Here is a 13,227-nt window from a genome sequence, read left to right as displayed (position 1 = left end):
ACAAGGAGGAGTTATGACGAACAAAGAGCTGGCTCAAAAGCTGCTGGACCTTTTGGGCGGTAAAGACAACGTATTGGCAAACGCGGCGTGCATGACGCGCCTGCGCGTGACCGTCAAAGACACGGGCAACGTCGACACGGAGGGTATTAAGGCACTCGACGGCGTGATGGGCTTGGTCGAGGACGACACGATGCAGATCGTGCTGGGTCCGGGCAAGGTGAATAAGGTGCTCGAGGAGTTCTCCAAGCTCACCGGCCTTGCGAAAGGCGTTGCTGACGAGAGCGTGGTCGACGCTGCGGCCACAAACAAGGCCGCGCAGAAGGCAAAGTACGAGTCCAAGCCGGTTCAGGCCTTCCTCAAGAAGATTTCCAATGTCTTCGTCGCCCTGCTTCCCGGCATCATTGCGGCTGGCCTCATCAACGGTATCTGCAACGTCATTAACGTCTCGACGGCAGGCGCGCTTGCAGGCGAGTGGTGGTACCAGGGCATTCGGTCCATGGGCTGGGCCCTGTTTGCCTATCTGCCCATCTTGGTGGGCTATAACGCGGCACGTGAGTTTGGTGGCTCCGCTGCGCTGGGCGGCATCGCCGGCATGATGTGTATCGCCAACAGTGCCATGCCCCTGCTTGCGCCTGGCACGGCTGATCCTGCCACTGCCATTCTGCTGCCGCTCACCAATGCGCAGTACAACCCCGCAGCGGGCGGCATGATCGCGGCTCTCATCGCTGGCGCATTTTTTGCCTGGATGGAGCGTCAGATTCGCAAGGTTATGCCCAACGCACTCGACACGTTCTTGTCCCCGCTGCTGGTGCTCATCATCGGCGCCTTTGCTCTGATGCTCGTCATCCAGCCGGTAGGCGCATGGCTGACGACTGCCATCTTTAGCGTTTTGACCTTTATCTTCGAGAAGCTGGGCGTCCTGGGCGGCTATATCCTGTCGGCAGGCTTCTTGCCGCTGGTGTCCGTCGGCCTGCATCAGGCGCTCACGCCGATCCACGCTATGCTCAACGATCCCGACGGCGCTACCAAGGGCATCAATTACCTGCTTCCCATCCTTATGATGGCTGGCGGCGGCCAGGTCGGTGCCGGTTTGGCGCTGTACTTTAAGACCAAGAACGCCAAGCTCAAGAAGTACGTCGCAGAGTCCATTCCCGTTGGAATCCTGGGTGTGGGCGAGCCTCTGATGTATGCTGTTACGCTGCCGCTCGTTCGTCCGTTTGTGACGGCCTGCCTGGGTGCCGGATTTGGCGGCGCGCTCGCGGCGCTGCTTCACATCGGCACGGTTTCTCAGGGCGTTTCCGGTCTGTTTGGCCTGCTGATCGTCGTTCCTGGCCAGCAGCTCGGCTACGTTGCCTCTATGCTGCTTGCCTATGCCGCCGGCTTTGTCCTGACGTGGTTCTTTGGCGTCGACGAGCAGAAGATCAACGAGTTCTTTGGCGAGTAGTTTGATATCGCGAGCCGTGTTGCTCAGAGCTCGCGGCGCGCAGCAGATTTCTTGATGCTATGGTTGTGCCGGCGGGGCTAACTGCTCCGCCGGCCTTTTTTAAAGGAGTGTTGAAGCGTGAAAACGGGTATTTCGATTTATCTTTCCAACCCTCTGCAGGATATTGAGCGGACGATTGAACACGGTGCCGCGGCGGGTGCGCGCTATGCGTTCACCTCGCTGCATATTCCCGAGGATGGGGGAGCGGCGTATACCGATAAGGTCCGTCATGTGCTGTCGCTGCTTTCCGCCCGCGGCATTGCGCTCATTGCCGATGTGGGACCGCGCACGTGCGATTTGCTCGGGCTTGAGCGCATCGAGGATCTGCGCGATCTGGGGTTGGAATACCTTCGTTTGGACTATGGCTTTAGCGCCCGGCGGGTCGCGGAGCTGTCCGGTGTATTTCGCATTGTGGTCAATGCATCGACGGTGAGTTCTGATGAAATCGCATCGTGGCGTGAGGTCGGTGCCGATGTGACTCGTTTTGCCGCCTGCCACAATTTTTACCCTAAGCCTTATACCGGTTTAGCTCTGGAGGACATTGCTCGGACGAATCTTCGTCTTGCGGCGCTTGGATTCGAAATCATGGCTTTTGTGCCGGGTGATGCCAACGTTCGCGGGCCGGTATTCGAGGGACTTCCGACGGTCGAGGCACATCGCGGTCGCGCGTCAAAGGTTGCCCTCAACATGCTTGAGCTCGCACATGGCGCCGATTGCGACATTGTGTTGGTCGGCGACCCCGATCTTTCCGATGCGGGCTGGGCGCAGTTTGCTCAAGTTTCCGCCGGATACGTGGACCTGCAATGCGAGCTTGAGTCCGGTTATGCCTATGTACGTGGGCAGATTCATCACGACCGGCCCGATTCGAGCGTCCTCATCTTTAGGTCTCAGGAGTCGCGCACGACGCTTAAGCCGGATTTCGTGCCGACGGATGCCGGTGCCGGCCTGCCGCGAAAGGCGGGGTCGATCGCTGTGAGTAATAGCGGCTATGGGCGCTACGAAGGCGAGCTTGAGATTGCGCGGGTCGATCTTCCCGGTGACGAGCGCATGAACGTTGCGGGCCACATCACGCCCGAGGCAATGGAGCTGCTGCCGTTCATCAAACGCGGATTCGGGGTACGGTTCGTTTAGCGTGTGACCCGTGGGCTACAATTGGCCCATCATACGAAGGCGCCTCGTGTGGCGTGTGCCTGCGTTGGCCGATCTATATTCGGAGGATTCCCATGGCCGTACTGTTTGTTGAATATCCCAAGTGCTCGACCTGCAAGAAGGCCAAGGCATGGCTGGACGAACATGGGGTAGAGTATATCGACCGCGATATCGTTTTGGACAATCCCACGGCTGATGAGCTTGCGACCTGGATTGCTCGTTCGGGGCTGCCGGTGCGGCGCTTCTTTAATTCGTCGGGCATGAAATATCGAGAGCTGGGCCTGAAGGCGCGTCTGGATGCGGGTATGACGGACCAGGAATGCTGCGAGCTGTTGGCGACCGACGGCATGCTGGTTAAGCGCCCGCTGCTGGTGGGCGACAACTTTGCGATTCCCGGCTTTAGGGAAGCGGCTTGGACCGAGGCATTGCTGTAGCGGCTGCGGAAAGTGCGATCCGTTTTGAGTGCTCAGGGTGGGACGTGTTTTCCACTGGCGGGCTTGCTCGGCTCAATCCTCGAGCTGTGCCCATTCGTGCGGATCGTAGACCTTTACGTGTTTGTTGGGCTTGCCGCTCCAGTACTCCTCGTCCATAAAGGGCAGGTATGCCTGAATGCCGGGGCAGATAAAGGGAATCCGCTGCTGTTGCAGTCGCTCGCGCTGGCGCTGCTCCAGGCGCGCCTCGGATATGACGGTCGGCATGCCGGACAGCTCGACGAGGCTTGCCTGGATTCGCTTAAGGTCGGGGAGTCCCGCGTGCCATGACATCCGCATGATCAAAAAGGATGCACGGCGGTAGTTTGCCTGCATCACCGTGATGGCGGGGCGTAACGTGGGATGGATTTTGTCCCGTTCGGGCCAAAGGTCAGCAGTGATCTCGAGGCCCAGGGTCTCCCATAGGTAATCAAGCTCTTCGTCCATGGCGCCTCGATATCTACGTGATTATTGATACTTCGATTGTGTTGCCTGGTGATATCGTTTTCGCGGTAGAATCTGCCAACGGTTGACGGCTACCGCTCGCGGCGTTTTGCCCTTCGTGTACTGCGGTCGGCTTCACAGGTCCTTCACGGGTTGGACTAAATTAGGCCAATTTGGCTGAATTTTAAAAAAGTCAAAATTGGGGCTTGCGTCACGGCGGTACTTCCCGTATATTTCTTTCTTGCGCAAAGGCACAGCCGAGCGCAGCGATGCAGTCATTGGGATGTCGTCTAATGGCAGGACAGCGGATTCTGGTTCCGTCAATGGGGGTTCGACTCCCTCCATCCCAGCCATTGCATTTGCTACATATGGCCCGTTCGTCTAGCGGTTTAGGACGCCGCCCTCTCAAGGCGGAGATCACCAGTTCGAATCTGGTACGGGCTACCAAAATTGAATGCCCGGGCCTCGTAAGAGACCCGGGTTTTGTGTATTGACCGATATTTAAGGCGCGCGTTGAGTCTGCCGCCCGGACCGAGGAGTTGTCATGGACCTGCCTATCAGCTTGGAAGACATCACGTATGCCGAGAACTATCTGGCGCAGGGCGACCTGGCTACGGCGACGCCGCTGTTGGAGCGTCTGGTGGAGCTCGCCGAGGAGTATATCGACGCCGAGTGCAAGATGGAGGAGAAGCGCCAGTACTTTAGCTTCGACAGCAAGTTTGAGCGCCTGGCCTATCGCCGCGTGGAGAAGGATCCGCGCGAGCTGGTGCAGGTCGAGGTGCCCTTTGATCGTCTGTATTCCGACATGGCGTTTGCCTACATTCGTCAGCAGGATTATGTGAGTGCTCGGAATGCCTTGATGCAGGCCGTGCGCTGGGATCCCATGAATTGCAACTATCGCTTGGACCTGGCCGAGCTGTTCCGCGCACTCGAGGACAAACAGGAGTGGGCATCGCTCTCGTTCTCGGTGCTGGAGCGCGCGAGCGACGGTAAGTGCGCCGCACGCGCCTACACCAACTTGGGTCAGTACTTCTTGGAGCCCGAGACCGAGAACATTTCGGCTGCCGTGGGCTGCGCGCGTCTGGCGCTGCGCCTGGCGCCCAATGATGTGCATACGACGCGCCTGCTCAACAAGATCCACACCGCCTATCCGGATGCCGCGGACGAGAGTGACGACCATGTGATGGGTGAGCTCGCCCTGCAGGGCGTGCCGACCTCGCCTTCGGCCGAGATTGCCATCTGCCTGATTATGTGCGCGACCGATGCTGCAAGTGACGGCGACAAGCAGGAGGCGACGCGCCTGACGGTACATGCTCGCGACTTGGTGGGCGAGGAGGCCTGCGCGGCGATTATCAAACTGGTGCGCGAGAGCGACGCCGAGCTCAACGCCGAGCGCAAGGCTAAGCGCGAAGCTACGGGCAAGGGTTCCGATGGCGCCAAGGAGGCCAGCGATGCCCAGTAAGCGTGAACGCAAGCTCATTTCCAAGAATCGCTCGGCACATCACGAGTACTTTATCGATGAGACTTTTGAGTGCGGCATTGAACTGAGCGGCACCGAGGTCAAGTCGATTCGCGAGCGCGCCTGCCAGATCACCGATACCTTCGCGCTGATCCGCGGCGGTGAGTGCTGGCTCGTCGGCCTGCATATCCACCCTTATAGCCATGGTGGCGTGTGGAATCGCGATCCCGACCGTCGGCGTCGTCTGCTGCTGCATCGCAAGGAGATCGACTTTCTCGACGGCAAACTTCGCAACCGTGGTTATGCGCTGGTTCCGTTGGAACTCTACTTTAATACCGACGGCCGCGTAAAGCTGCTGCTGGGTCTGGGTCACGGCAAGAAGCTCTACGACAAGCGCGAGGACATGGCCAAGCGTGACGTTCAGCGCGAGATTGACCGCGCCCTCAAGGAGCGCAACCGCTAGGAGCGAGTTCACGGGAAGGTGCCCTACCGCGCCCGCCCCGTCTTCCTTGCTGTTTTGCCATATATTTCCAAAAGACGGCGTCCGTTATGGGCGCCGCTTTTTATGGGTACATACAGCCTTAAGGTTCAATCCCGGGTTAGGGGAGTACTTGTTATGGACAAAACTGCGTTCTTTACCATGCCGAGTGGGCTCTATGTGGTGAGTGCCGCGGCCGACGGGCTGCGTGCCGGCTGCGTTATCAACACGGCGGTGCAGGTGACGGCAGCACCACCTCGCATCTCGGTTGCCGTAAACAAGGAAAATGTGACCGCTGGCGTGATCGAGACTGCCAAGGCCTTTGCGCTGACCGTGATCGACCAGACGGCGGATATGCTCTACATTGGCAACTTTGGATTTCGCACCAGCAGCAACTATGACAAGTTTGCCAAATACGAGACCCGCGAGACGGCTCTGGGCATGCCCTATGTGCCCGAGCATGCGGCGGCCCTGTTTAGCTGCCGTTTGATCGACACTGTGGATGTGGGCACGCATCTACTGTTTATCGGCGAGGTCGAGGATGCCGAACGCCTGAGTGACGAGACGTCGCTCACCTACGATTACTATCACAAGGTCCTAAAGGGCAAGACGCCTCCGAAGGCGTCCTCGTATCAAGGCTAGAAATGTTTTAAAAATACTTGCATTATATTATTGAGAATCTATACTGATAAATGAAGTACATCACCAGTCACGTTCGAGAGGAGAACATCATGGCTGAGGAGAAGAAGACGTATAAGTTTGTGTGCGTCGTTTGCGGTTACGAGGTTGAGGTCGATACGCCCGAGCTGCCCGAGGATTATGTGTGCCCGGTGTGCGGCGTCGGTCCCGATCAGTTTGAGCTCGTCGAGGAGTAGCTCGCAGACACACGGCGAAAGCCGAACATAGCTCTGTCCAAGGGCCTCGGTCGAATTCTCGGCCGGGGCCCTTTTCCTCCGTCCCCAAGGGATCACGGCTGCTGTTAGCCGATCCTGTCTGTCGTGAGTCTGGCCGACCGTTTGTCTCAATCTGTAACATGTGGCGGCTCAAAACGGGCCTATCTGTTACAGATTGAGACAAAAGGTTGGAGCTGAAGAAATGTCTCAATCTGTAACATCTAGAAGCGGAAATTGGGTCCACTTGTTACAGATCAAGACAAACCAAAACCGTCCGGCAGAAGATCTCAACCTGTAACATCTAACAGTGAAAACGGGGTCTACGTGTTACAGATTGAGACAAACGGAGCTGTCCCTCGGAAAGATCTCAATCTGTAACATCTAGACATCAAAAGCGGGTCTAGATGTTACAGATCGAGACGTTTGCCTGGGTAGGTGTCCCGTCCCATTACATCCCTGTTAACAACACGACATCGAGAATCGTCACGATGGCACCGATCCCTACGAGCAGCGCGTTGAGCGGGCGCGAGTTGGCGTATTTACCCATGACGCGGCGTGAGCTGGTGAGTCGTATGAGCACAAAGACCGTGATCGGCAGCTGAAGCGACAGCAGCGCCTGGCTCCAGATGAGGCCCTCAAAGGGATTTTTGACGACCAGGCAGGCAACAACTGCGCCGGCAAAGCAGAGTGCCACGCCAACCGATGAGTGTCGGTCGTGGATGTCGTATTCCTCATCAAACATGCCTGCCGTAATGGTTCCCGCGGCCATGCCCGCCGTAACGCTGCTCGAGAGCCCCGCAAACAGCAGTGCCACTGCAAAGATAATCGAGCTCGCCGGGCCCAGGATGGGGGAAAGTGTGGCTGCTGCGACGGTAAGGTCGTCTACGACGATGCCGTGCGCAAAGAAGGTCGTTGCGGCCAGGATGACCATGGCCGAGTTGATTGCCCAGCCCACGCCCATCGAAAAGAGCGTGTCGAAGAACTCGTAGCGCAGGCGCTCCTCGATAACTTGCTCGCCTTGCCCCTCGAAGTGCATGGATTGGATGACCTTGGAGTGCAGAAAGAGGTTGTGGGGCATAACGACCGCACCCAGGACGCTCACGATAATCGCGGCAGAGCCGGTGGGCATACTGGGCGTGATCCAGCTTGCGGCGGCCTGCGGCCAGTCGACCTTGACCAGCGCAAGCTCGGCCAAAAACGAGAGTCCTACCACGCCTACGAAGGCGATGATCCATCGCTCGGCGCGCTTGTAGGAGCTCGTCATGAGCATTGCCATGGATGCCGTCGCCACGATGACGCAGCCCGCACGCACGGGTAGCCCAAAGAGCATTTGAAGGGCAATCGCGCCACCCAGGACTTCTGCCATGGCGGTGGCGATGGTCGCGAGATAGGCGCTGGCGAGCACGGCACGTCCCGCGGGGCGGGGCAGGAAGCGGGTCGTGGCCTCGGCAAGGCAGGTGCCCGTGGCGATACCCAGGTGCGCCGCGTTGTGCTGCAGCACAATGAGCATAATCGTGGACAGCGTGACGATCCACAGCAGCGCGTAGCCAAACTGCGAGCCCGCGGCCATATTGGAGGCCCAGTTGCCCGGGTCGATAAAGCCGACGGTCACGAGCAGCCCGGGGCCGATATGCCGCGCAATGTCTAGGCCTCCGTGACCGCCGGTGCGCCGGGAACCAAAGTGTTGTTTGAGATGGTTGAGCATGGTGCGCTCCTGTGTGCCGTTTGCTTGACGCCGCAAAGGATACCCGTTTTAAGCTTAAAAGTTAACCAAGACTAACAAAATTGTTGTATTTGAATAGGATGATGAAGGGGGGGGGGCTGCGAACTGTCTTGATCTGTAACAACTAGGGATGGAAATTGGGCCTAGGTGTTACGGATCGAGACATTCGGAACCGTCTCTCGAAAACATCTCAATCTGTAACAGTTAGTCGTCGAAATTGGGTCTTACTGTTACAGATTGAGATGTTTGAAGAGGTGAGTTTGCAGGCCGAACTTGGGGCCTATGTTGTCGCCCTTGAGGTCGGCGGTACCCACTCGTAAGGTGTGCGTTACGCGATTGTTTCGAAACGGGCGGGAAACACAATGGGCCGGCGATGCTCCTAGTATGCCTATTCAACTGACTGTCTAAATATCTAGGGGAGGATCGCGATGCAGGCAGATTCCGCTCAGCAGCAGGGCCTTTATCGCCCCGAATTCGACCACGATGCATGTGGCATCGGCGCGCTTGCCGATATCAACGGCGAGCGTCATCACCAGATTCTGGACGACGCACTGTCCATTCTGGTTAACTTGGAGCACCGCGGCGGCACGGGACTCGAGAAGAACACCGGCGACGGCGCTGGCATCCTGTTCCAGGTTCCGCATCACTTTTTCCGTAAAGAGGCTCAAAAGTGCGGCCAGATTCTGCCGGCAGAGGGCGACTATGGCGTGGCCATGCTGTTCTTCCCGCAGGACGACAAGGGCGTAGAGGATGCCCGTCGCGTGTTTGAGGAGGGCTGCGCCGAGGCCGGCGTGCCGCTGCTCTTTTGGCGCGAGGTGCCCGTCGACCCGCACGACCTGGGTGAGACGGCCCGTGCCTGCATGCCTACTATCCTGCAGGCCTTCCTGGGCCGCCCCGACGACACGCCGGCAGGTGACGCCTTCGAGCGCCGTCTGTACGTGTGCCGCCGCACCATCGAGAAAAAGGCCGACACCGAGTTCGCCCTGCGCGACAAGATCTTCTACGTGTGCTCCATGAGCTCGCGCACTATCGTGTACAAGGGCATGCTGGTCGCCACACAGATGCGCCGCTTCTTCATCGATCTCAACGACGCCGCCGTCAAGACGGCCGTGGCGCTCGTCCACTCGCGTTACTCCACCAACACCACGCCTAGCTGGGAGCGTGCGCACCCCAACCGCTTTATTATCCATAACGGCGAGATCAACACCCTCAAGGGTAACGTCAACTGGATTCGCGCCCGCGAACCCAACCTGTACAGCCCCGTGTTACAGCACGATCTTGAGCGCGTGATGCCCATCATCAACCGCGAGGGTTCCGACTCCGCGATTCTGGACAATGTGCTCGAGTTCCTGGTCATGAACGGTCGCCCGCTCACGCGCGCCGCGTCCATGTTGCTGCCCGAGCCGTGGGACCATAACGACAGCCTGAGCGAGGAGCGCCGCGCCTACGACGCTTACCAGTCCATGCTCATGGAGCCATGGGATGGCCCGGCGGCCATCGCCTTTACCGACGGTCGCACCCTGGGCGCTGCCCTCGACCGTAACGGCCTGCGTCCGGCTCGCTACTACGTGACGCGCGACGGTCGCTTTATGCTGGCAAGCGAGGTGGGCACCATCGAGGTGAGCCCCGAGAACATCCTGACGAGCGGCTGTCTGGGGCCGGGCCAGATGCTCGAGGTCGACTTTGCCCGCGGGCGCGTCATCTACAACGATGAGTTGCGCGCCCGCTATGCCAAGGAAAAGCCCTACCGTGATTGGATTGCCGGGGAGACGCTGACCGTTGACGCGCTCGATGAGCCCGTTGCGGCAACGCCCGCCGAGGACGCCGAGGTGCCCGCTGCCGTGCGCATGGCCAAGCTCGGCTACCACTGGGATGACGTCGACGAGGTTGTGCGTCCCATGGCCCAGCAGGGTAAGGCGCCGCTCGCCTCGATGGGCATCGATGCGCCGCTGGCCTGCCTGTCCAAGAAGACGCGTTCGTTCTTTGACTACTTCTATCAGTTGTTCGCCCAGGTCACAAACCCGCCCATCGACGCCCTTCGCGAGCATATGGTCACCTCGACCACGCTCTACCTGGGCAACCACGGCAACCTGCTCGAGGACTCCCGTACGGCCTGCCAGCTGGTGCGCCTGGAGCGCCCACTGCTGAGCGAGGAGGAGTTTGACCGCATCTGCGCTATCGACCGCGTGGGCTTTAAGACCCGCCGTTTCCGTGCCGTCTACCGCCGCGATGCCGGCGAGGGCGCGCTGCAGGCTGCGCTCAAGCAGCTTGCAGAGGACGTTGAGGCTGCGGTCCGCGATGGCGTGAACATTGTGGTGTTGAGCGATCGTGCCGCTGCGGGTGAGGTGCCCGTGCCGTCGCTGCTCGCCGTGGGCTGCGTGCACAACCACCTGATCCGCGCCGGCGTGCGTACCTTTGCCGACATCGTGGTGGAGTGCGGCGACGCCGTGTCCCCGCACGACTTTGCGGCGCTGGTGGGCTACTCCGCGAGCGGTATCTATCCGTACAACGCACATGCGTGCATCCGCGATCTGGCGGCACGCGGCGACCTGGACGTGACGGCCGGGCAGGGCATCGACAACTACAACAAGGCTGCGACCGCCGGCATCGTTTCCATCATGTCCAAGATGGGCATCTCCACGGTGCAGAGCTACCATTCGGCGCAGATCTTCGAAGCCGTGGGCTTTACGCCGGAGTTCGTCAACGCGTACTTTGCCGGCACGGTGAGCCGTGTGGGCGGTATGGGTGTCGAGGACGTTGAGCGTGAGCAAAACGAGCGCTACGACGCCGCGCTCGCCATCCTTAAGAGCCCGGCTCCCGATCAGCTGCCCACGCTGGGCCTGACCAAGTGGCGCCCGATCGGCGGCGAGGATCACCTGATCGACCCTCAGACTGTCTACTTGCTGCAGACCGCCTGCCGTGAGGACAGCTTCGACACCTTTAAGGAGTACAGCGCCCGTCTGCACCGTACCGGCCGTGCCGTGCGCCTGCGCGACTTGCTCGACTTTGATGCCAGCGGCCGCACGCCGGTTTCGCTCGACGAGGTCGAGCCCGCGCTCAACATCGTCCGCCGCTTTAACACCGGCGCCATGTCGTACGGCTCTATCAGCAAGGAAGCACACGAGTGCATGGCCATCGCCATGAACCGCCTGCACGGCCGTTCCAACTCCGGCGAGGGCGGTGAGGATCCGCGTCGCGAGACCCCGCTGGCTAACGGTGATTCCAAGAACTCCGCGATCAAGCAGGTGGCAAGTGCGCGCTTTGGCGTGACGAGCCGCTACCTGTGCAGCGCCTTCGAGATTCAGATCAAGATGGCCCAGGGCGCCAAGCCCGGCGAGGGTGGCCACCTGCCCGGCAAGAAGGTCTACCCCTGGATTGCCGAGGTCCGTCAGTCCACGCCCGGCATCGGCCTGATCTCGCCTCCGCCGCATCACGACATCTACTCCATCGAAGACCTGGCCGAGCTCATCTTTGACCTTAAGAACGCCAACCCTGGCGCACGCGTGTCGGTCAAGCTGGTCAGCGAGGCCGGCGTCGGCACCATCGCCACCGGTGTGGCCAAGGGCGCTGCCGACAAGATCTTGATCAGCGGCCACAATGGCGGCTCGGGTGCCGCTGCTCGCGATTCGATCTGGCACGCCGGTCTGCCGCTGGAGCTTGGCCTTGCCGAGGCCCAGCAGACGCTGCTGCAAAACGGCCTGCGCTCGCGCGTGGTGCTCGAGGCCGACGGCAAGCTCATGGACGGCACCGATGTTGCCGTCGCCTGCCTGCTGGGCGCCGAGGAGTTTGGCTTTGCGACCATGCCGCTCATCTCGATGGGCTGCCTCATGCAGCGCGACTGCCAGCAGGATACCTGCCCCGCCGGCATCGCCACGCAAAACTGCCGCCTGCGTCGCGGCTTCCGCGGCAAGCCCGAGCACGTCGAGCACTTTATGCTCTTTGTTGCCGAGCAACTGCGCGAGGTCATGGCGAGCCTGGGCTTCCGCACCGTCGACGAGATGGTCGGCCATCCCGAGTGCTTGCGCCAGATTGAGGTCCCGGGCAACCGTAAGGCCAACCTGCTCGATCTGTCGCCCGTGCTGGCGAGCGCGACCTGCGAGTTCGGTGCCCATATCCCGGGTGCCGACGGTCGTCACTTCCTGCCGCAGATGGCCGCGGACAGCGAGCTCGACAAGACGCTCGACTCCACGCTGTTCGTGCCCTATACGGCCGATGCCCGTGCCCACTTGCGTCCGATTCGCTTCCGCGCTGATATCGCCAACGTCAACCGTTGCGTGGGCACCATCCTGGGTAACGCGGTGACCAAGGCACATCCCGAGGGCCTGCCCGCCGGCTCCATCACCATCGATTGCGATGGATCGGCCGGTCAGAGCTTTGGCGCCTTCCTGCCGCGCGGCATTACGCTCAACGTGTGCGGCGACGCCAACGACTACTTTGGCAAGGGTCTTTCGGGCGGCGAGGTGTCGGTGCGCCCCAACCCGCATGCGACCTATAAGTTCGACGAAAACATCATCGTGGGCAACGTTGCGTTCTTTGGCGCCACGAGCGGCCGTGGCTTCATCAACGGCCTGGCCGGCCAGCGCTTTGGCGTACGCAACTCCGGTGCCACCGTGGTGGTCGAGGGTTGCGGCAACCACGGTTGCGAGTACATGACGGGTGGCCTGGCGCTCATCCTGGGCGAGGTCGGGCAGAACTTCGCTGCCGGCATGACGGGTGGCGTGGCTTATGTCTTTGACCAGTACGGCACGCTCGATGCCCGCGTGAACCACGAGAGCGTTGAGCTCAAGGCCCCGACTGCCGGCGAGCTGGCGCAGATTCGCGAGCTCATCCAGGAGCACGTGGACGCGACGCAGAGCCCGCGCGGCATCAAGCTGCTCTACAGCTTTGAGACGATGAGCAAGCACTTTGTGAAGGTCATTCCGACCGAGTACGAGCGTGTGCTGGCGATTGTCGCTGCGAGCGAGGCTGCCGGCAAGACACATGCGCAGGCAGAGGAACTGGCGTTTGACATTGTGACCGGTCGCGCGAGCGCCGCGGATGTCGCTCGCTTCGATATTGCGGGCGGTGCTGCGGGTGCTGCGTCCGCGGCCGCCAGCTCTGTTGCTTCGACCAAGAAGGAGGCGTAAGT

Annotated in this window: 10 protein-coding genes and 2 tRNA genes; 10 read left to right on the top strand and 2 right to left on the bottom strand. The window is 60.4% G+C overall.

The features are described from left to right. Window positions 1-13 precede the first annotated feature (13 nt). From DW233_RS02355 to DW233_RS02345, 3 genes are all read left to right on the top strand, one after another. A complete protein-coding gene (locus tag DW233_RS02355) occupies window positions 14-1,444 on the top strand; it encodes a PTS transporter subunit EIIC (RefSeq protein ID WP_118266504.1) in 1,431 nt (476 codons plus the stop codon). Window positions 1,445-1,561: 117 nt separating this feature from the next. Further along, entirely contained in the window at window positions 1,562-2,614 is a 1,053-nt protein-coding gene (locus DW233_RS02350) for a MupG family TIM beta-alpha barrel fold protein (protein WP_118266502.1), read from the top strand. Between the two features lie 92 nt (window positions 2,615-2,706). Beyond that, window positions 2,707-3,066: an arsenate reductase family protein gene (locus DW233_RS02345; RefSeq protein ID WP_118266500.1), complete on the top strand. Its 360-nt coding sequence runs from the start codon at window positions 2,707-2,709 to the stop codon at window positions 3,064-3,066. 72 nt (window positions 3,067-3,138) lie between these two features. Here DW233_RS02345 and DW233_RS02340 read toward each other — a convergent pair whose 3' ends face one another. After that, window positions 3,139-3,549 (bottom strand): hypothetical protein, encoded by a 411-nt coding sequence (locus DW233_RS02340; protein WP_118206015.1) that lies wholly within the window; start codon window positions 3,547-3,549, stop codon window positions 3,139-3,141. Window positions 3,550-3,825: 276 nt separating this feature from the next. Here DW233_RS02340 and DW233_RS02335 point away from each other — a divergent pair. The 6 genes from DW233_RS02335 (at window position 3,826) to DW233_RS02310 (ending at window position 6,358) form a co-directional block, all read left to right on the top strand. Further along, window positions 3,826-3,899: transfer RNA gene (locus tag DW233_RS02335), tRNA-Gln, on the top strand. A gap of 17 nt (window positions 3,900-3,916) precedes the next feature. Beyond that, window positions 3,917-3,993, top strand: a tRNA-Glu gene (locus DW233_RS02330). 97 nt (window positions 3,994-4,090) lie between these two features. Beyond that, window positions 4,091-5,008, top strand: a complete 918-nt coding sequence (locus DW233_RS02325) for a hypothetical protein (protein ID WP_118266498.1) — start codon at window positions 4,091-4,093, stop codon at window positions 5,006-5,008. Next, window positions 4,998-5,468, top strand: a complete 471-nt coding sequence (gene smpB / locus DW233_RS02320) for an SsrA-binding protein SmpB (protein WP_118266496.1) — start codon at window positions 4,998-5,000, stop codon at window positions 5,466-5,468. Before DW233_RS02325 ends, smpB begins: the two co-directional genes overlap by 11 nt. Before the next feature lie 153 nt (window positions 5,469-5,621). Then, on the top strand, window positions 5,622-6,125 hold the full coding sequence (locus tag DW233_RS02315; RefSeq protein ID WP_118266494.1) for a flavin reductase family protein: 504 nt from the start codon (window positions 5,622-5,624) through the stop codon (window positions 6,123-6,125). 89 nt (window positions 6,126-6,214) lie between these two features. Continuing rightward, entirely contained in the window at window positions 6,215-6,358 is a 144-nt protein-coding gene (locus tag DW233_RS02310; RefSeq protein ID WP_055251878.1) for a rubredoxin-like domain-containing protein, read from the top strand. 466 nt (window positions 6,359-6,824) lie between these two features. Here the strand turns inward: DW233_RS02310 and DW233_RS02305 are convergent, their stop codons facing one another. Continuing rightward, the gene (locus DW233_RS02305) at window positions 6,825-8,117 is read right to left on the bottom strand and encodes an Nramp family divalent metal transporter (protein WP_233547914.1); all 1,293 of its coding nucleotides are present in this window, start codon (window positions 8,115-8,117) and stop codon (window positions 6,825-6,827) included. A 410-nt stretch (window positions 8,118-8,527) separates the two neighbouring features. On the opposite strand from DW233_RS02305, the gene gltB reads away from it, so the two are divergent. Further along, on the top strand, window positions 8,528-13,225 hold the full coding sequence (gltB, locus tag DW233_RS02300) for a glutamate synthase large subunit (protein ID WP_118266490.1): 4,698 nt from the start codon (window positions 8,528-8,530) through the stop codon (window positions 13,223-13,225). Window positions 13,226-13,227 lie beyond the last annotated feature (2 nt).

This window comes from Collinsella sp. AM20-15AC (genome assembly GCF_003471405.1).
GTDB lineage: Bacteria > Actinomycetota > Coriobacteriia > Coriobacteriales > Coriobacteriaceae > Collinsella.
Note: the sequence above shows the minus strand (reverse complement) of the source record. Positions and strands in the feature narration are given on the sequence as shown.

What these genes read in the sequence shown, in the direction of transcription:
- DW233_RS02355 (WP_118266504.1), top strand. Translation starts at nt 14, where the DNA reads ATGACGAACAAAGAGCTGGCTCAAAAGCTGCTGGACCTTTTGGGCGGT.
- DW233_RS02345 (WP_118266500.1), top strand. Translation starts at nt 2,707, where the DNA reads ATGGCCGTACTGTTTGTTGAATATCCCAAGTGCTCGACCTGCAAGAAG.
- DW233_RS02340 (WP_118206015.1), bottom strand. Translation starts at nt 3,549, where the DNA reads ATGGACGAAGAGCTTGATTACCTATGGGAGACCCTGGGCCTCGAGATC.
- DW233_RS02325 (WP_118266498.1), top strand. Translation starts at nt 4,091, where the DNA reads ATGGACCTGCCTATCAGCTTGGAAGACATCACGTATGCCGAGAACTAT.
- smpB (WP_118266496.1), top strand. Translation starts at nt 4,998, where the DNA reads ATGCCCAGTAAGCGTGAACGCAAGCTCATTTCCAAGAATCGCTCGGCA.
- DW233_RS02315 (WP_118266494.1), top strand. Translation starts at nt 5,622, where the DNA reads ATGGACAAAACTGCGTTCTTTACCATGCCGAGTGGGCTCTATGTGGTG.
- DW233_RS02310 (WP_055251878.1), top strand. Translation starts at nt 6,215, where the DNA reads ATGGCTGAGGAGAAGAAGACGTATAAGTTTGTGTGCGTCGTTTGCGGT.
- gltB (WP_118266490.1), top strand. Translation starts at nt 8,528, where the DNA reads ATGCAGGCAGATTCCGCTCAGCAGCAGGGCCTTTATCGCCCCGAATTC.